This is a genomic window from Methylobacterium planeticum (genome assembly GCF_008806345.1).
Taxonomy (GTDB): domain Bacteria; phylum Pseudomonadota; class Alphaproteobacteria; order Rhizobiales; family Beijerinckiaceae; genus Methylobacterium; species Methylobacterium planeticum.
Map to the genome: position 1 here is coordinate 32581 of NZ_VZZJ01000028.1, position 15813 is coordinate 48393.

Below are 15813 nucleotides of genomic sequence, written 5' to 3' on the forward strand. Positions count from 1 at the left end.
AAGGCCGCCATGCCGTCCGGGCAAGGCGGCCTTCTTGCGCGAGGCGGGTCTGGAGGACCCGCTCGTCAGAGGGTGGGCGAGCGGCCGCGCATCAGGCCGATGACGGCCGAGATCGCGAACAGCACGATGGCGACGAAGAACACGAGCTTGGCAGCTTCCATCGCCGTGCCGGCAATGCCGCCGAAGCCGAGCAGAGCAGCCACGAGGGCCACCACGAGAAACGTTACGGCCCAACCGAGCATTTGCGTGATCCTTCCAAAACAGTGGTGCGGGCTTAGCCGTCACCTTCTGATGGCAATAACGTCAAGGTTTCGGTTCGGTTCCTGGGGAGTCTTGACATGTGTTCGTGAGCGCGTCGTCCGGCCGCGTCGAGGCCGTGACCGCCGGCGGCGCTGCGGCGCATCGACCCCGGACTTGATGTTTGCGGGGATCGCATCCCACATGAGGCTCAGCACGCGCGGTACCCGGAACAGTCAGGTCCGTCGCCGCGTTCGTTGCCATTACCTGAACGCGAGTTCTGCAATGAGAGACACCGTCGCCGCGATCGCCAAGCGCTTCACCGAAGCCGCCGTTGCCGCTGCCGAGGCAGCCATGAAGGGCGTCGACCGTCTTCTCGAAGGTGCGCTCCCGGCGCCCCGGCTTCAGCCGGTACCGGTGCGCGTCCGGAGCCATCCCCAGCATGGGCGCCGCTGAGGGCGAGGATCTCTCGCGCGGACAGGACCGGCGCACCGTCCGGTCCGGGAACGAGCAGCCGCCCCTCTGGGCGGCTTTTTCGTGGGTACGTACTCTTCACATTGCGGGCATACCGGACCTGCCGGCCAAGTCTCTCGCTGCATTCCGGCGCTCTCCCTGACTTTCGGCGCCATCGGTTGTCTTCCGCAATTGTCCGGCCGTGCTGACCTTGGTTAGGTCGGCCGCGCGGCAATCGTCGTCGGACAAATGGGGAGCCGTGGTCCCGCATCTTCGGGCTTCCGGTCCGAGGCGGGCCCGCGGTCGGGGGGCAGGATGGCGATCAGCGTGCAGTGGCGCCGGTTCATGGCGTCGGGCGGGACCCGGCGACAGATGATCGGAACGGCGCTCGCCGGCCTGATCCTGGGGATCGGCGGCGTGACGGTCGGCACGAGCCTGGTGCACGCCTCCGAGCGCGACGGCCTGTTCGGCTTCCTCGAGCAGATCTTCCGCGGGCCGCGAGCCGAGCCGGTCGCGGCCCCCCCGCGCCAGCCTCTTCGCTACGCCAACCTCCCGGATGCGCGCCGCATCCACGCGACGCGCCACGTCGCGCAGACGCCCCGGCGGCTCTTCTCCGACCGTCCGGCCCCGCGCCCGACGCGGCGGCGCGCCGCCATCCGCAGCAATGCGGATGCCTCGGGCGTCGCCCTGGGCACGCGGACGATCTGCGTGCGCAGCTGCGACGGCTTCCTGTTCCCCCTCGGCAACCTCGCCGCGCGCCGCGACCTTCCGGTGCACGAGGCTGCCTGCGCGGCCGCCTGTCCGAACGCGGCGACGAGCCTCTACACCCTGCCGGCCGGCGAGATCGACCTCGACCGGGCCGTGAGCCTCAAGGGCCAGCCCTACCGCGCCTTCGCCTTCGCCAACGTCTACCGGCAGAAGCGCGTCCCCGAGTGCTCCTGCCAATCCGCCGACGGGAGCCCGCCCCTCGCGCTCGTGCGGGATCTCACCCTGCGCAAGGGTGACGTGGTGGCGACCGAGGAGAGCGCCAGCGTCGTGACGCGGATCCGCCCCGGCGCCGTCGCGATGGTGGATTTCCGCAAGGCGCGCGATCTGCCGCGCGCGCAGAGCCGCGCCATCGAGGACAAGGTCGGCGCCCTGCGGCGCGAGGCCGAGGCCCGCGCCTTCCGCCGGGCGATGCGCGCGGCCGACCGGGCGGGCATCATCCGGGTGGCGGCGGCGGGCCCGGGCTTCGAGGGGGCGGAGCGCGCCGCCTCGGGGGGCTTCGCACCGGTACGCATCGTGGCACCCTCCCCCTTCGGCCCCTGACCCGGCGCGGCGCGCCGGCGTTGTCGCCCGCCCCGCGATGGCGTAGGTCGGCCCGCGGCGCGGCCCGGGCGCCGCGGCGCGTTCCGGGCAGCGCCCGGACACGGCATGGGGGTGGTCTGCATGAGTGATCCGAATGGCGAGCCCGCGGCCGAGCCGAGCTTCGACGCGGCGATGCCCGCCTCCGGCGTGATGGAGATCCTGACGCCCCTGATCCGCCGCCGGATCGCCCCGAATGCCGGTCCGTTCACCGCGAGCGGCACCTGCAGCTACGTGGTCGGGCACGGCCGCGTCGCCGTGATCGATCCCGGTCCGGAGGATGCCGCCCATGTCGAGGCGCTCCTCGCGGACCTCTCGGGCGAGACGATCGGGGCCATCGTCGTCACCCATACCCACCGCGACCATTCCCCCGGGGCGCGCCTGCTGGCGGCCCGCACGGGTGCGCCGATCGTCGGCTGCGGCCCGCACAAGGCCGCCCGCTCCCTCGCCGAGGGGGAGCTGCCGATCCTCGATGCCAGCGCCGATCGCCTCCACGGCCCGGACCGCCTGCTCCGCGAGGGAGACACGGTCGCCGGGCCGGGCTGGACCCTGGTGGCGGTCGAGACCCCGGGCCACACCATGAACCACCTCGCCTTCGCGCTGCCGGAGGAGGAGGCCCTGTTCTCGGGCGACCACGTCATGGCGTGGTCCACCAGCATCGTGGCGCCGCCGGACGGTTCGATGCGCGCCTACATGGCCTCCCTCGACAAGCTCCGGGAGCGCGGCGAGCGGATCTACTGGCCGGGCCACGGCGGTCCGGTGCGGGACCCCCGGCGCTTCGTGCGCGGCCTCGCGGCCCATCGCCGGCAGCGCGAGAGCGCGATCCGCGCCCGGATCGGGGCGGGCGACGCGGGCATCCGCGCCATCGTCGAGGCGATCTACCAGGGCCTGAACCCGGCCCTGATCGGGGCCGCCGCCCTTTCGGTCTTCGCCCATCTCGAGGATCTGGTGGAGCGCGGGCTCGTCCTGACGGACGGCCCGGCCCGGCTCGACGGCCTCTACCGGCCCGGCGCCGACCCGGCCTGAGCGCGCGCTGGGCGCGCGCAGCCCCTACTTCACCGCGATCGCCAGGTTGGCGACCTCGTCGAGATAGGCGCGGATCCGGTCCGCGTTGGTGCCGAAGTCGCGCGGGCCGAGGCGGGAGGCCGAGCGCACGTCGATGCGGGCGCCGTCGGCCCGCGGGCGCACCCGCACCGTCACGTCGTCGGGCAGGTTCAGCACGAAGCTGCGGGCGACGGCCTCGATCCGGCCGTTGCCGACGCGCCCGCCGGGGCGGATCGCCTCGACGATCTGCCAGCGCCGATTCACCGCGGCCTTGCGGGCGAGCTCGAAGGCCTGGTCCGCATCGATGTCGAGGGTCAGGGGCGCGATCTGCGGGTAGGCGGCGCGCTGCCGCTCGCGGGCCGGCGTCTCGGGATCGGCGGGGTAGCGTCCGTTGCGGGCCGCGAAGGCGACGCGCGAGCGCGAGAAGGCCGGCGGGTTCTCGATATCGGTGGTGACGTCGGTGAGCGCCGGGAGCCGCAGGCCGCGCAGGCCCGCATAGGCCGGGTAGGCGAGGACGAGGGCGGCCAGGAAGAGGCCGCCGAGCGCGGCCCCGAGTCCGCGCGCGCCCTCGCGCCAGACCCGCACGAAGGCGAAGGCCGCGGTCGCGACCGCCAGGACCGCGACCAGCAGCCCGGCCCCGAGGGTCGCGAGCGCCGGCCCGGCCTCGGCCCGGGGATCGCGCACGAGCAGCAGGGCGATGCCGGTGACCAGGAGGGAGAACAGGGCGAAGCGGCGCGAGAGCGCGCCGGCGCGCGTGACGGGTTCCTCGATGAGCAGGCGACGCATGAAACGATTGACTTGTCCGGGCTGCGGTCGAGGCGGGTCGGTCGCGGGCCAAGCTTTACAGCCCCGTGCCGCCCGAGGCCAGCCGCCTTGCCCGACCGTACCGTCGGCCAAACGCGCTCTCGGCCGCCCCGGAGGCCGAGGCGGCGCGACCCACAGTTGCATCGTGCGCGGCCGCTGCCCTGGGGCCGCAGGTCTGCTATAGGCTCGCTCCACGATGTCGCGTCCGCAAGCCATGCCCCCAGAGCCGAGCCCGGTTCCGGAGCCCGTCGACCCGCTCCGGGTCTGGTTCCGGTTCATCCGCCTGAACCGGCGGGTCTCCGCCGCCGTGGGCGCGGAGCTGCGCGAGATCGGCCTCTCGATCCCGCAATTCGACGTGCTCTCGACCCTGACCGAGCGGGAGGGCCTGACACAGCAGGAGCTGGCCGCGCGCCTCTACGTCACCAAGGGCAACGTCTCGGGCCTGATCGACCGGCTGGTCGAGGCCGGTCTGGTCGAGCGGCGCGCGATTCCGGGCGACCGGCGCTCGCACGCGCTGCACCTGACCCCGGCCGGCACCGATCTCGCCTCGCGCGGGATTATCGCGCAGGAGGCCTACGTCGCCCGCACCCTCGGGCGCCTCGGCCCGGACGACATCGCGGCCTTCGAGGGGCTGGTGCTGAAGTGGCGGGCCCTCGCGCGCGCGGATGCCGAGGCTGGACGGGACTGAGGGGCCGGGCCGAGGCCTATGCCATCCCGAGGGCCTGCATGTAGAGCTCGAGGATCGCCTCCTCCTCCTGGCGCTCGGCATGGTCCTTCTTGCGGAGCGACACGATCCTGCGCAGGGCCTTGGTGTCGAAGCCGTTGCCCTTGGCCTCGGCGTAGACATCCTTGATGTCCCCGGCGAGGCCCGCCTTCTCCTCCTCGAGGCGCTCGATGCGCTCGATGAAGCTCTTGAGCTGGTCGGCCGCGACGGAGGACGGGTCGACGGCGGGGGCGGCGGAGGCTGCCATGATGATTCCCTCGTTGCACGCGCATCGCGGGATGCGCCCTGAGCGGGTTCGTAATCCAGCAACCTTACCGGGAGATTATCCCGCCGCCGCGCCTCAATGGGGCTCGGCCTGGGCCTTGGCGAAGGCGGCCTGCTGCTCGGGGCTGGCCTCCGCCTGGTGCTGCGCCTTCCAGTCGGAATAGGGCATGCCGTAGACCTGCTCGCGGCTCTCGTCCTTGCTCAGCGGCAGGCCGCGCGCGTCGGCGGCGTCCTTGAGCCAGTTCGACAAGCAGTTGCGGCAGAAGCCCGCGAGATTCATCAGATCGATGTTCTGCACGTCGGTGCGGTTGCGCAGGTGCGAGACGAGGCGCCGGAAGACGGCGGCCTCGAGCTCGGTCTGGGTCTGGGCGTCGATCTCACGCATGGCTTGCTCCTGGCTCCTGGGGCGGACACGTCTCGGGCGAAGCGTCCGGCTCGGCCTGAGGTCAGGACTGGCGGGGTCCGCGTCAAGCGGCGCGCGCGAGATGGAGCCGCAGCAGCCGCGCGAACCGCTCCGCCCACTCGGCCTGGCCGGTCTCGCCGGCGATGAGGTCCTGGCGGATCTCCACCAGGGCGTTGGGCAGGCCCCGCGCCATGGCGTGGCGGTCGATGGTGTCGCCGGGCAGGCCGCCGCCGTAGGGCTCGTTGTCGCCGACCGTGAGGCCGGCCGGGTCGGCGCGAAGGCCCGCGATCAGGGGGGCGCTGAGGCGGTCGTCCCGGTCGTACAGGATGCCGACCTGCCAGGGCCGGGCGACGCCGCGCCAATAGGGCGTGAAGCTGTGGATCGTCACGATGGCGGGGGTCGCCCCGGCCGCCGCGCCGGCCGCGATCCCGGCCTCGATCGCCCGGTCGAACGGGTCGTAGAAGCGGGCGATGCGCGCGGCCTTGCCGGCCTCGTCGATGCGGGCGTTGCCGGGCACCACCGCCCCGTCCGAGAGGCGCATCACCAGGGTCGGGTCCTCCCGTCCGCGGTTCGGATCGATGATCAGGCGGGAGAACCGGGTCAGGATCGCGGGGGCGCCGAGCGCCGCCGCGAGCCGGCGCGTCACCCCGGCCGCGCCGATGTCGTAGGCGATGTGGCGGGCGAACTCCGCCTCCGCCACCCCGAGAGGGATATCCTCGGGCACGAAGTTCGAGGCATGGTCGCACAGGATCAGGAGCCCGCAGGCGGGATCACCGGAGACCGTCTCGACGGGATGGGGCGGGTGCGCGGCGGCCATGGGGGATCCGAAACGTTTCAAGCTTGCCGATAGGTCGAGGCTCGGGCAGAGCACGTATCAAGGATCGTGCGCTCACGGCAACAATCCGGCCCGTCGCCCTCCCCTCGCCGAACGCGGGCGCGAAGGCGAGGACGCACGACAGACAGGACAGGACGCCCGCATGACCGTGAAACCTCCCGCCGTTCAGGACGCGCAGGCCGACACCCTGCGGACGCTGCTCACCGGCTTCCTCGACGAGGCCATCGCGGCAGCCCACCCGGTGAAGTGCCTGCCGCCCCATCTGCCGCCGCCGACCCCGGGGCGCCTCATCATCCTCGGCGCCGGCAAGGCCGGCGGCAGCATGGCGGCGGTGGCGAGCCGCTTCTACCGCGAGGAGCACGGGCTCGGGGAGGACCGCATCGTCGGCCTCGCGGTCGCTCGCCACGGCTACGGGCAGGAGGCCCCCGGCATCCGCATGGTCGAGGCCGGCCACCCGGTCCCCGACGCCGCCGGCATCGAGGCCACCAAGGAGACCCTGCGCATCGCCGGACAGGCCGGGCCCGAGGACGAGGTGCTGGTGCTCCTCTCCGGCGGCGGCTCGGCGAACTGGATCGCCCCCGCGGGCGACCTGACGCTGCCCGAGAAGCAGGCGATCACCAAGGCGCTGCTGCGCTCGGGCGCGCCGATCGGCGAGATCAACACCGTGCGCAAGCACCTCTCGCGCATCAAGGGCGGGCGCCTCGCGATGGCGGCCCGGAACGCCCGCTCGATCCTGACCCTGGCGATCTCCGACGTGCCCTTCGACGACCCGGCCGTCATCGCCTCCGGCCCGACCGTGCCGGACCCGTCCACGCTGGCCGAGGCCCGGGCCATCTGCGAGCGGCGCGCCATCCCGCTTCCCGATGCCGCCCGGGTCCTCCTCAACAATCCCGCCAACGAGACCCCGAAGGCGGGCGACCCGGCCTTCGCGCGGGCGGAGTACCGCATCATCGCCCGGCCGATCGACGCCCTCGAGGCCGCCGCGGCGCCCGCCCGCGCCGCCGGCTACGAGGTCGTGATGCTCGGCTCCGACCTCGAGGGCGAGGCCCGGGAGGTCGCGGCCGAGCACGCGCGCCTCGCCCGCGAGATCAAGGCCGCGGGCCGCAAGGCGGCGCTGATCTCGGGGGGCGAGCTCACCGTCACCATCCGGGGCGAGGGCCATGGCGGCCCGAACCAGGAATACGCGCTGGCGCTGGCGATCGCCCTCGATGGCGAGGCCGGGATCGCCGGCATCGCGGCCGATACGGATGGGACCGACGGCGGACGCGGCGAGGCCACCGACCCGGCCGGCGGCCTCGTCGACCCGACGACGCTGGCCCGCGCCCGCGCCGCCGGCCTCGATCCGGCCGCGATGCTCGCCGACAACGACTCGACCGCCTTCTTCGAGCGCATCGGCGATCTCGTCCGGCCCGGCCCCACCCGCACCAATGTCAACGATTGCCGCATCATCCTCGTCGGATAGACGCTTGTCCCTCGCCCCTCTCCGGACGCCCCTCGCGGCCGCGCTGCTGCTCGGCCTCGGGCTCGCGCCCGGGCCGGCGCGGGCGGACCTGCGCATGTGCAACCTCACGGCCAGCAAGGTCGGCATCGCCCTCGGCTACCGCGACCCGCAGGGCTGGGTCACGGAAGGCTGGTGGGACCTGACCCCGAAGGCCTGCGAGACCCTGCTCAAGGGGGCGCTCGCGGCCCGGTTCTACTACGTGTTCGCGGTGGACTACACGCGCGGCGGCGAGTGGAGCGGGCGCTCGCTGATGTGCACCAAGGATTCCGAGTTCACGATCCGCGGGGTCGAGGATTGCCTCGCCCGCGGCTACGACCGCAACGGCTTCTTCGAGGTCGATACCGGCGAGCAGAAGAGCTGGACGATCCAGCTCACGGACCCGAGCCAGCCCGGCACGCCGCAGCCCTGAGCGGCGGCCGGCCGCCGTGCGCCCGCTGCAGCCCACCCCCACGAAACCCCGGGGCGGCGCGCTGCGCGCTTGACGTGGCCGTTGGACCGGTGCTTGTGGCCGCCGCGCCCTCAAGCCGGACAATGATGAATTCGGCGGGCTACGCGCAGCCTTGATGGAGGCCGGATTGAAACGCTCACGCCGCACGAAGATCGTCGCAACCCTGGGGCCGGCCTCCGACACCCCGGAGATGATCTCGAGGCTGTTCCACGCGGGCGCCGACGTCTTCCGCCTCAACATGAGCCACCTGCCGCGCGAGCGGCTGCCCGAGAAGATCGAGGTGATCCGCGCCATCGAGCGCGAGGCCAGGCGGCCGATCGCGATCCTGGTGGACCTGCAGGGCCCGAAGCTGCGCGTCGGCGCCTTCGCGGAGGGCAGCGCCATGCTGGAGAACGGCGCGAGCTTCACCCTCGACAGCGACCAAGCCCCCGGCGACGTGAACCGGGTCTTCCTGCCCCATCCCGAGATCCTCTCGGCGCTGGAGCCCGGCCATTCCGTCATCATCGACGACGGCAAGCTGCGCCTCACCGTGACGGAGGTGGGCGGGGGCCGCGCCGTGACCCGCGTCGAGGTCGGCGGCCGCATCTCGAACCGCAAGGGCGTCTCCCTGCCCCACACCGTCATCCCGATGCCGGCGATGACCGACAAGGACCGCTCGGACCTCGAGGCCGGCCTCAACGCCGGCGCCGACTGGATCGCGGTCTCCTTCGTGCAGCGTCCCGAGGACGTCGCCGAGGTCAAGAAGGTCTGCGCCGGCCGCGCCCTGGTGATGGCCAAGATCGAGAAGCCGCAGGCGCTGACCCGCCTCGACGAGATCATGGAGGTCTCCGACGGCCTCATGGTCGCCCGCGGCGATCTCGGCGTCGAGATGCCCCTCGAGCAGGTGCCCGGCGTCCAGAAGCGCATCACCCGCGCCGCCCGCCGCCTGGGCAAGCCCGTGGTCGTCGCCACGCAGATGCTCGAATCGATGATCACCGCCCCGGTCCCCACCCGCGCCGAGGTCTCGGACGTGGCGACCGCCGTCTACGAGGGGGCCGACGCCGTAATGCTCTCGGCCGAGAGCGCGTCCGGCGCCTTCCCGGTCGAGGCGATCTCCACCATGAGCCGCATCGCCGAGCAGGTGGAGAAGGACGCGCTCTACTGGACGATCCTGACCGCCCAGCGCTCCGACCCCGAGGCGACGGCGGCGGACGCCATCGCGGCGGCGGCCCACCAGATGGTCGACGCGCTGGGGCTGAACGCCATCATGGCCTGGACGCATTCGGGCTCGACGGCCCTGCGCCTCGCGCGCTCGCGCCCGAACGCCAGCGTCATCGCCCTGACGCCGAAGCGCGAGACCGCGCGCCGCCTCGCCATGGCCTGGGGCACGCACCCCATCGTCACCAACGATGCGAGCGACGTCGACGACATGGCCTTCCGGGCCGCGAAATTCGCGGTGCGCGAGCGCTTCGCCGAGATCGGCGACCGGGTGATCGTGGTCGCGGGCGTGCCCTTCGGGACGCCGGGGGCCACGAACCTCGTGCGCATCGCCTTCATCACCCGCGAGCATGCCGCCAAGGCCTGAGGCGCCGCGCCTCCGGCTTCGCCCGGAGGACGCGCCTCAGGGGAGCGCCGGCTCCGCGACCCGCCCCGGGAGGCGATCCGCCAGGCGTGCCACCTCCGCCGCGAGGGCCTCGGCCGCCACGTACTGCACCATGTGGCCGATGCCGGGCAGCACCACGAGGCGCGCCCCCGGAATCGCCGCGGCGAGCGGCGCGGCCTGCTGGTCCGTGCGCACCACCGCATCCGCGCCTCCCGCCACGATCACGGTGGGGATCCGAATCGTCGGGTAGCGCGGGCCCTGCGCGTCGAGGGCGGGTCCGAGCCCGACGAGATCCTGCACGTTCGCCAGCATGGTGTCGGGGCGGAGCACCAGGGTGGCGCGGCTGCGCGCGAGGTAATCGGGGCTCACGGCCTGCGGGGCGAAGACCGTGCGGGCGGCCCCCGCGAGGTAGCGCAGCCCCACCGGTGCGGCGAGTGTCCGGCTGAGCACCCAGGCGATTGGCGGCTGCAACGCCAGCCGGACGTACCACGGGACCGGGCCCCGGGGCGGGAACGGCCGCGCCACCGGCGCCACCAGCACGAGGCCGGCGACGCGCTCCGGGTGGTCGAGGGCGAGGCTGAGGGCGAGGGACCCGGCCCAGGAATGCCCGAGCACGATCGCCGGGCCGATCCCGAGGTGATCCAGGGCCTGCGCGACGGCGTTCCCCTGGACCGCCGGGATGGCGGCCTGCGCGCCCGAGAGCCGGTCGCTCCAGCCGAAGCCGGGGCGGTCGAAGGCGATGACCCGGAACCCCTGCGCCGCGAGGGTCCGGCCGACGCCCTCCATCGGGTCCGAGGCGTTGGCGGAGGCGCCGTGCAGCAGCACCACGGTCGCGCGTGCGCCCTCGCGGGGGCCGGCCTCGATCGTCGCGAGACGCCCTCCGGCGACGGCCACGAAGGGCCCGGCCGGGGGATGCTGCGCGCCGACCCGGAGCGTGATGACCAGCGTCGCGAGCGCGCCGGCGCCGAGGACCGCGCCGACCAGCGCAGCCAGGATCCCGATGGATGCCGCGAGCGCGTTCAGGGCGACCATCAGAGGTCGCGGCCGTCGACCTCGGGGGCGAGACGGTCGATGGCGTCCTGCAGCTTCTCCATCCGCGGATAGAGGGCCGAGGCCCGCCGGAAGCATTCGAGGGCGCGCCGCTTGTCCTCGACCGACTGGTAGATCCGGCCGAGGGCCGCCCAGGCCTCGAAGTGGCGCGGCTCCAGCACCAGGGTCCGCTGCAGGTCGGTGATGGCCGCGTACTTGTCGGAGAGCATCCAGAAGATCGTGGCCCGGCGGTTCCATCCCTCGGCCCAGCCGGGCTCGAGGGCGGTGACGCGGTCCATCAGTTCGGCGGCGAGGGGCAGGTCCTGGGTCGACATGGCCTGGCGCGCCCGCTCGGTCAGCAGGTCCGCCGTGGCGCTGCCGGACCGGTCGAGGCGGCGCTCGATGAGCTTGGAGACGCCCTTGGCCTCGACCGGGTCCTCGGCGCTCTTCAGCCGGTCGTAGAGTTCGTCGAGGCTCGCGGGGGGCTGCGGCTTGGCGGGCTTGGCCTCGCCGGATCTCGGCTCGCCGGATCTCTGGCCGGTGGTGCCCTCGTGGCCCTGGCCGTCGCGCAGGACGGTGCCGGGCGGGGCGGCCTGGGCGGGGATCGGGGCGGCGAGGAGGGCCGCCGCGAGGGAGAGCGGGACGAGGCGCAGCATCCGGGGAGCTTGTGCCCCCTGCACGAGCGCGTCAACGCGCTCGCTTGCCGCGCGTCTCCACGTGTCTCGCGTCCCCAAGCGGCTCGCGTCCGCGTCGCGGCGGACGCGGGGCGCGGTCTCAGCCCTGGCGGGCCTTGAAGCGCTTCTGGGTCTTGTTGATGACGTAGACCCGGCCCTTGCGGCGCACGAGCTGGTTGTCACGGTGCCGGCCGCGGAGCGACTTCAGCGAGTTGCGAATCTTCATCGGTCTTAACTCGGCGCGGTGGAGGCCGGCCGCCCATGCAAAGAGTCTCGGGGACGGGGGCACCTCACGGCATCCCCGGCGATGGCAGCAGACACATCGCGGAAAGGCGGGTCCCTTATCAGGATTCGCCCCGCCAAGGCAAGACGGGGCGCCCCCCGCCGATCCCCGGCCCGCCCGTCGGCCTCCCGGTGTGTCCCGGACGCGGCAACGCCCGCCGGATCGGGATCCGGCGGGCGTTTCTGCTCGGTGGTCCCGACGGCGTCGCGGGTCAGGGTTTGGGCGCGTCCGAGGGCATCGCGGGCGCGGGGCTCGCGGGTGCGGGGGCGGGCGCCGCCGGCGCGGGAAGCGCGGGCGGCGCTGCCGCGCCCGCGGGGGCCTCCGCCACCACCGGCCGCGCCAGCTCCGGATAGGCGTCGATCACGTGGGCGCCGTTCAGGGGCTTGTTCACGCCGTTGTGGCAGGTGGTGCAGTTCACCTTCGGCACGTCGCCGAGCACGCCGAGGCGGTTGCGCGGGAAGGTCGAGAGCAGCGGCTCCAGGTAGTTGCCGTTGAGGTCGCGGACCATCCGGATCCCGTGCCAGGCCGAGACGCGCTGGGGCGTGCTCTCGGACCAGTTCGAGATCGCCCGGGTGTTGTGGCAGTAGGTGCAGTTCACCCCGAGGCCCTGCGACATGTGCATCATCAGGCCGTAGGTCTTCTCGGCCGCCTGGATCGGCTTGCCCTTGCCCTCCGGCAGCGCCGTCGTGGCGTTCACCCGGATGAGGTTGTTGTCGATCTCCTTCTGGCCGAGGAACTCCGTCAGGGTGTCGTAGGGCAGCGAGGCGAGGCCGACCGAGGCCTTGGCGAGGTTCTGGCCGTTGTTGCGCGGGATGAAGCCCGAGGTCGCGTTCGGGCCCGGATCCGTGAACCAGATGTTGGCCGGCACCGGCTGGCCGCGGTGGCAGGTGTAGCAGGTCACGCCGGCGCCCTGGACGTGCTTCTGCTTCCACTCGGTGTTGATGTGCTGGGTCATCTGCAGCATGCGCCGGGCGACGCGCTTCTGGTACAGGCTGTCGTCGGCCATGTTCTCGGTGTTGTGGCAATAGGTGCAGCCCTGCTCCGGGCTGACCCATTCCGTCATCGAGACCATCAGGCGGTTGAACTCGTTCGTGGTCAGGTTCTGCAGGACCTTGACGTTCTCGTAGGTCTTGCCGGCGAGGTCACCCCCGGGCTCGGCCGGGTCCGCGGGAGCGGGCGCCACGTTCTCGGCCTTGACCGCGATCGCGTCCGCCCGGGACTCGACCTGATCCATGCCGGTGCCGCGGTAGCCGTTCTGGCTGACGGCGAGCGGGGGGCGGGTCCAGCCCGCCGTCCCGAACATCGCGATGGTGAGGAAGAGCGCGGCGACGGCGCCCGCAATTCCGAGGACAGTCTTCATGGCGTCCCTCCGGGCGCGCTGAGGGGATCGACGATCGGACCGTAGACGTGCGGGTAGGATGGGGCGACGCCGTGCTTGACCGCCCAGAGGTACCAGTTGTCCACGACGGTGCCGGTGAGCAGGATGCCGATGCCGCCGGTCAGCGTGGTCAGGACCGCGAACCACCAGGCCCAGCGGTGGACCGATTCCATGGTGGCGTTGAAGCCCATGGTCCAGCGCCAGAACAGGGCGGCGCGCTCGGTGGCGGTGCCGCGGTTGACGATCTGGTCGATCTCACGCTCCGAGCCGTAGCGGCTCGTGGCCAGGATGGTCGCCCCGTGCATGGCGAAGAGCAGCGTCGACCCGTACAGGAAGACGATCGAGAGCATGTGGAAGGGGTTGTAGAAGAGGTTGCCGTAGCGCAGCGAGAAGGCCGCGGTCCAGTCCAGGTGCGGGAAGATCCCGAAGGGCACCGCCTCGCTCCACGAACCCATCATGATCGGCCGGATGAAGCCGAGGACGAGGTAGAGCCAGATGGCGCTGGCGAAGGCCCAGGGCACGTGGGTGCCGAGGCCGAGGGCCCGGGCCCGCCGGTAGAGCCGCAGCCACCAGAGCAGGATCGAGGTGGTGAGGAAGAAGCCGGCGATGAGCCACCAGCCGCCCTCGTTGAGCGGGGGCAGGATGCGCAGGCCGTATTGCGGGCGCGGCGGCTCCAGGGCGAGCCAGGGGAGCTGGCGCACGAACTGGACCGGATCCCAGTTCACCGAGGCCAGCATGTTGAGCCCGATGATCTCGAAGGCGATCAGCCCGCAGGTGAAGGACAGTGCGCCGAGGTAGCCGATATAGATCGGCCCGACCTGCGCGTTGCCGATCAGCCCCATCAGGTAGCTGTGGAAGGGCTTGCCCCAGCGGGCGTCCACCGCGACGGGCACGCCCTTCTCGGGCTCGACCGGCCGGACCTGCACCTGCGTGAAGATATTCTGGTAATAGGCCATTGCCCGACCTCCCCCTTCAGCGCCAGACCGGCAGGTTGAGCCACCAGCCCCACCATTCCGGCCAGCCCTGCGTCCAGAACGGACCGCTGATGACGATGCAGACGGCGCTCCAGAACCCCGCCGAGAGGGCCAGGAACAGGCCGAGGCGGTGGATGCCGAGCGTCCCGATCGAGTAGCCGATCGAGTCGCGGAAGAACGTGTCCTCGTGCTCGGGCGTCTTCACCACCTCGCCCTTGGGCGGATTGGTGGAGGACAGGATCAGCGAGCCGTGGAGCGAGAGCGCGAGGGTCGTCGTGAAGAAGAACGACACCGCCAGCATGTGCGCCGGATTGTAGTGGAAGTGCAGGTACTGGTAGCCGGTGTTCGAGACCCAATCGAGATGGCTCAGGATCCCGTACGGGAAGCCGTGCCCCCAGGCGCCCATCAGGAAGGGGCGGATCACCACCAGCGTGACGTAGGCGAAGATCGCCACCGAGAAGGCGAAGGGCACGTGGTAGCCGATGCCGAGCTTGCGGCAGATCTCGACCTCGCGCAGCGCCCAGGAGCAGAACGCCCCGATCGCGCAGAAGGTGATGAGCTGCCACAGGCCGCCCTCCTTCAGGGGCGCGAGGGCGAGGCCGTACTTGATGTCGGGTGGCGCGATGTTGATCTGCCAGACGTTCCAGGTCGGGCCGATCGCGGCCCCGTACAGGATCAGGGCCGTGCCGAGCACCGAGAAGAACAGCGTCGTGACGCCGAAGAACCCGACGTAGAACGGTCCCACCCAGAAATCGAACAGGTCTCCGCCGACGAGCGTGCCGCCGCGGACGCGGTATTTCTTCTCGAAGCTGAGCATCGCCATCGCGGATACCCTCCGGGCGGGAGCGGTTCAGGCGAAGCGAGGACGCTTCGCCGTTCGGAGCGCGCGCGCGAGCCCACCGGGCGCGACGCCTCGCGGGGCGCCGCGGGCGGGGGCGGTCACCCGCTCCTCCGTCCGCCGCAGGTCTTGGGAAGGGGCCGGTCCCCGGCGGCGCGCGCACCGGCGGGGACCGGTGGCTCGGTCACGCCGGGAGCGGCGTCTCGATCTGCAGCGAGATCGCGGTCTTGGGTGCCTTCGGTCCCTCGAGCCAGTTGAACCGGTCCGTGCTGAGCAGGATGAAGTGGATCAGCAGGGCCAGGACGAACAGGAAGGTGAACAGCGCCACGAGGGTGCGGCGCGGATCGAAGAGAAGCCAAACCTTGTGCATGGGTGCGCCTCCTCAGGAGATCATCGTCACGAGGCCGTGGGCGGCGCTCGTGATGCCGTCGAGGGCGGCGTAGCCCTTCGGGCCCGGCAGCCACGGGCGCCACATCCAGACCAGGATGTGGGCGACCACGGCGATCGCCGTGAAGATGATGAAGCTCGTCAAGAAGATCGCGTGGAACTCCTTGGCTTCGGGTTCCGTCAGCCCGGACAGGCTGCTGGGTCGTTCTATTCCACCGGCCATCGATCGATACCTCCGCTTTGGCTGGCCGCGCCCCCGAGGGGCGCGACGGGTGATGCCGGGCGGCACGCTCGCCTCGGCAGCACTTCCGTCTGGTCACCGGCGCGCGGTCACCCGACGGAAGCGTTTCGGCTGCCCCGGGCGTCAGCCCATGAAGGCGAAGGGAATGGCCGAGACCGCCATGGCCTTGGCCTCGCCGAAGACCGAGCGGCGGGCGCTCAGGCCCTGTCGCGCGGCGGCGGGGCGCGGCGACCGGTCCGGCAGCACGCGCTGCGCCACCGCCGCCACGAGGAAGAACGGGTAGGTCGCGGCCAGAATGATCCGGAACTGCGTCTCTTCCTGGTGGAGGCGCGACGTCGCATTCATCCCACGCATGGTGCTGCTCTCCTGC

At 72.2% G+C, this 15813-nt stretch carries 21 protein-coding genes; 7 read left to right on the forward strand and 14 right to left on the reverse strand.

The genetic code is table 11. From position 1 onward, the window contains the following. Positions 1 to 65: 65 nt before the first annotated feature. Positions 66 to 242, reverse strand: a complete 177-nt coding sequence (locus F6X51_RS22725; RefSeq protein WP_003599466.1) for a DUF1328 domain-containing protein — start codon at positions 240 to 242, stop codon at positions 66 to 68. A gap of 280 nt (positions 243 to 522) precedes the next feature. Here F6X51_RS22725 and F6X51_RS28130 point away from each other — a divergent pair, with 280 nt between their 5' ends. The 3 genes from F6X51_RS28130 to F6X51_RS22735 all read left to right on the forward strand — a co-directional run bounded on the left by F6X51_RS28130 (position 523) and on the right by F6X51_RS22735 (position 3060). Beyond that, on the forward strand, positions 523 to 693 hold the full coding sequence (locus F6X51_RS28130) for a hypothetical protein (RefSeq protein ID WP_191970218.1): 171 nt from the start codon (positions 523 to 525) through the stop codon (positions 691 to 693). A gap of 369 nt (positions 694 to 1062) precedes the next feature. After that, positions 1063 to 1998 (forward strand): DUF2865 domain-containing protein, encoded by a 936-nt coding sequence (locus F6X51_RS22730; RefSeq protein ID WP_246696961.1) that lies wholly within the window; start codon positions 1063 to 1065, stop codon positions 1996 to 1998. 120 nt (positions 1999 to 2118) lie between these two features. Beyond that, positions 2119 to 3060: an MBL fold metallo-hydrolase gene (locus F6X51_RS22735; RefSeq protein ID WP_150965962.1), complete on the forward strand. Its 942-nt coding sequence runs from the start codon at positions 2119 to 2121 to the stop codon at positions 3058 to 3060. A 24-nt stretch (positions 3061 to 3084) separates the two neighbouring features. Here the strand turns inward: F6X51_RS22735 and F6X51_RS22740 are convergent, their stop codons facing one another. Further along, positions 3085 to 3864: a DUF1499 domain-containing protein gene (locus tag F6X51_RS22740; RefSeq protein WP_150965963.1), complete on the reverse strand. Its 780-nt coding sequence runs from the start codon at positions 3862 to 3864 to the stop codon at positions 3085 to 3087. Positions 3865 to 4078: 214 nt separating this feature from the next. On the opposite strand from F6X51_RS22740, the gene F6X51_RS22745 reads away from it, so the two are divergent. Next, positions 4079 to 4570, forward strand: coding sequence for a MarR family winged helix-turn-helix transcriptional regulator (locus F6X51_RS22745; RefSeq protein ID WP_246696962.1), 492 nt, complete (start codon positions 4079 to 4081; stop codon positions 4568 to 4570). A 16-nt stretch (positions 4571 to 4586) separates the two neighbouring features. Here F6X51_RS22745 and F6X51_RS22750 read toward each other — a convergent pair whose 3' ends face one another. The 3 genes from F6X51_RS22750 to F6X51_RS22760 form a co-directional block, all read right to left on the reverse strand. Beyond that, entirely contained in the window at positions 4587 to 4853 is a 267-nt protein-coding gene (locus F6X51_RS22750; RefSeq protein WP_150965964.1) for a DUF2312 domain-containing protein, read from the reverse strand. A gap of 93 nt (positions 4854 to 4946) precedes the next feature. Then, the gene (locus F6X51_RS22755; RefSeq protein ID WP_150965965.1) at positions 4947 to 5255 is read right to left on the reverse strand and encodes a DUF1244 domain-containing protein; all 309 of its coding nucleotides are present in this window, start codon (positions 5253 to 5255) and stop codon (positions 4947 to 4949) included. 82 nt (positions 5256 to 5337) lie between these two features. Beyond that, positions 5338 to 6090: an N-formylglutamate amidohydrolase gene (locus tag F6X51_RS22760; protein WP_150965966.1), complete on the reverse strand. Its 753-nt coding sequence runs from the start codon at positions 6088 to 6090 to the stop codon at positions 5338 to 5340. Between the two features lie 160 nt (positions 6091 to 6250). Between F6X51_RS22760 and F6X51_RS22765 the strand changes: the two genes are divergently transcribed. From F6X51_RS22765 to pyk, 3 genes are all read left to right on the forward strand, one after another. Further along, on the forward strand, positions 6251 to 7570 hold the full coding sequence (locus F6X51_RS22765; protein ID WP_150965967.1) for a glycerate kinase type-2 family protein: 1320 nt from the start codon (positions 6251 to 6253) through the stop codon (positions 7568 to 7570). Further along, positions 7536 to 8018 carry a DUF1036 domain-containing protein gene (locus tag F6X51_RS22770; protein WP_150965968.1) on the forward strand — a complete coding sequence of 161 codons (483 nt, stop codon included), beginning with the start codon at positions 7536 to 7538 and terminating at the stop codon, positions 8016 to 8018. The genes F6X51_RS22765 and F6X51_RS22770 overlap by 35 nt, the downstream gene beginning before the upstream one ends. Before the next feature lie 166 nt (positions 8019 to 8184). Further along, the gene (gene pyk / locus F6X51_RS22775; protein ID WP_150965969.1) at positions 8185 to 9621 is read left to right on the forward strand and encodes a pyruvate kinase; all 1437 of its coding nucleotides are present in this window, start codon (positions 8185 to 8187) and stop codon (positions 9619 to 9621) included. 36 nt (positions 9622 to 9657) lie between these two features. Here the strand turns inward: pyk and F6X51_RS22780 are convergent, their stop codons facing one another. From F6X51_RS22780 to F6X51_RS22820, 9 genes are all read right to left on the reverse strand, one after another. Beyond that, a complete protein-coding gene (locus F6X51_RS22780) occupies positions 9658 to 10671 on the reverse strand; it encodes an alpha/beta hydrolase (RefSeq protein ID WP_150965970.1) in 1014 nt (337 codons plus the stop codon). Continuing rightward, entirely contained in the window at positions 10671 to 11324 is a 654-nt protein-coding gene (locus F6X51_RS22785; RefSeq protein WP_246696963.1) for a tetratricopeptide repeat protein, read from the reverse strand. Before F6X51_RS22785 ends, F6X51_RS22780 begins: the two co-directional genes overlap by 1 nt. A gap of 118 nt (positions 11325 to 11442) precedes the next feature. Beyond that, positions 11443 to 11568, reverse strand: a complete 126-nt coding sequence (gene ykgO, locus F6X51_RS22790; protein WP_003601867.1) for a type B 50S ribosomal protein L36 — start codon at positions 11566 to 11568, stop codon at positions 11443 to 11445. Positions 11569 to 11836: 268 nt separating this feature from the next. Continuing rightward, positions 11837 to 12985 (reverse strand): photosynthetic reaction center cytochrome PufC, encoded by a 1149-nt coding sequence (pufC, locus tag F6X51_RS22795; protein WP_150965971.1) that lies wholly within the window; start codon positions 12983 to 12985, stop codon positions 11837 to 11839. Next, entirely contained in the window at positions 12982 to 13959 is a 978-nt protein-coding gene (pufM, locus tag F6X51_RS22800) for a photosynthetic reaction center subunit M (protein ID WP_150965972.1), read from the reverse strand. The genes pufC and pufM overlap by 4 nt, the downstream gene beginning before the upstream one ends. Before the next feature lie 16 nt (positions 13960 to 13975). Beyond that, complete coding sequence (gene pufL, locus F6X51_RS22805) at positions 13976 to 14800, reverse strand: photosynthetic reaction center subunit L (RefSeq protein ID WP_150965973.1); 825 nt, start codon at positions 14798 to 14800, stop codon at positions 13976 to 13978. A gap of 199 nt (positions 14801 to 14999) precedes the next feature. Continuing rightward, on the reverse strand, positions 15000 to 15185 hold the full coding sequence (pufA, locus tag F6X51_RS22810) for a light-harvesting antenna LH1, alpha subunit (RefSeq protein WP_150965974.1): 186 nt from the start codon (positions 15183 to 15185) through the stop codon (positions 15000 to 15002). A gap of 12 nt (positions 15186 to 15197) precedes the next feature. Continuing rightward, positions 15198 to 15425 (reverse strand): light-harvesting antenna LH1, beta subunit, encoded by a 228-nt coding sequence (gene pufB / locus F6X51_RS22815; RefSeq protein ID WP_150965975.1) that lies wholly within the window; start codon positions 15423 to 15425, stop codon positions 15198 to 15200. 141 nt (positions 15426 to 15566) lie between these two features. Beyond that, positions 15567 to 15797, reverse strand: a complete 231-nt coding sequence (locus F6X51_RS22820; protein WP_191970219.1) for a hypothetical protein — start codon at positions 15795 to 15797, stop codon at positions 15567 to 15569. Positions 15798 to 15813: the final 16 nt, after the last annotated feature.

Excerpts from the sequence above, each read along its gene's own strand:
- F6X51_RS22725 (WP_003599466.1), bottom strand. The coding sequence starts at position 242 with ATGCTCGGTTGGGCCGTAACGTTTCTCGTGGTGGCCCTCGTGGCTGCT.
- F6X51_RS28130 (WP_191970218.1), top strand. The coding sequence starts at position 523 with ATGAGAGACACCGTCGCCGCGATCGCCAAGCGCTTCACCGAAGCCGCC.
- F6X51_RS22730 (WP_246696961.1), top strand. The coding sequence starts at position 1,063 with ATGATCGGAACGGCGCTCGCCGGCCTGATCCTGGGGATCGGCGGCGTG.
- F6X51_RS22735 (WP_150965962.1), top strand. The coding sequence starts at position 2,119 with ATGAGTGATCCGAATGGCGAGCCCGCGGCCGAGCCGAGCTTCGACGCG.
- F6X51_RS22740 (WP_150965963.1), bottom strand. The coding sequence starts at position 3,864 with ATGCGTCGCCTGCTCATCGAGGAACCCGTCACGCGCGCCGGCGCGCTC.
- F6X51_RS22745 (WP_246696962.1), top strand. The coding sequence starts at position 4,079 with ATGTCGCGTCCGCAAGCCATGCCCCCAGAGCCGAGCCCGGTTCCGGAG.
- F6X51_RS22750 (WP_150965964.1), bottom strand. The coding sequence starts at position 4,853 with ATGGCAGCCTCCGCCGCCCCCGCCGTCGACCCGTCCTCCGTCGCGGCC.
- F6X51_RS22755 (WP_150965965.1), bottom strand. The coding sequence starts at position 5,255 with ATGCGTGAGATCGACGCCCAGACCCAGACCGAGCTCGAGGCCGCCGTC.
- F6X51_RS22760 (WP_150965966.1), bottom strand. The coding sequence starts at position 6,090 with ATGGCCGCCGCGCACCCGCCCCATCCCGTCGAGACGGTCTCCGGTGAT.
- F6X51_RS22765 (WP_150965967.1), top strand. The coding sequence starts at position 6,251 with ATGACCGTGAAACCTCCCGCCGTTCAGGACGCGCAGGCCGACACCCTG.
- F6X51_RS22770 (WP_150965968.1), top strand. The coding sequence starts at position 7,536 with ATGTCAACGATTGCCGCATCATCCTCGTCGGATAGACGCTTGTCCCTC.
- F6X51_RS22780 (WP_150965970.1), bottom strand. The coding sequence starts at position 10,671 with ATGGTCGCCCTGAACGCGCTCGCGGCATCCATCGGGATCCTGGCTGCG.
- F6X51_RS22785 (WP_246696963.1), bottom strand. The coding sequence starts at position 11,324 with ATGCTGCGCCTCGTCCCGCTCTCCCTCGCGGCGGCCCTCCTCGCCGCC.
- ykgO (WP_003601867.1), bottom strand. The coding sequence starts at position 11,568 with ATGAAGATTCGCAACTCGCTGAAGTCGCTCCGCGGCCGGCACCGTGAC.
- pufC (WP_150965971.1), bottom strand. The coding sequence starts at position 12,985 with ATGAAGACTGTCCTCGGAATTGCGGGCGCCGTCGCCGCGCTCTTCCTC.
- pufM (WP_150965972.1), bottom strand. The coding sequence starts at position 13,959 with ATGGCCTATTACCAGAATATCTTCACGCAGGTGCAGGTCCGGCCGGTC.
- pufL (WP_150965973.1), bottom strand. The coding sequence starts at position 14,800 with ATGGCGATGCTCAGCTTCGAGAAGAAATACCGCGTCCGCGGCGGCACG.
- pufA (WP_150965974.1), bottom strand. The coding sequence starts at position 15,185 with ATGCACAAGGTTTGGCTTCTCTTCGATCCGCGCCGCACCCTCGTGGCG.
- pufB (WP_150965975.1), bottom strand. The coding sequence starts at position 15,425 with ATGGCCGGTGGAATAGAACGACCCAGCAGCCTGTCCGGGCTGACGGAA.
- F6X51_RS22820 (WP_191970219.1), bottom strand. The coding sequence starts at position 15,797 with ATGCGTGGGATGAATGCGACGTCGCGCCTCCACCAGGAAGAGACGCAG.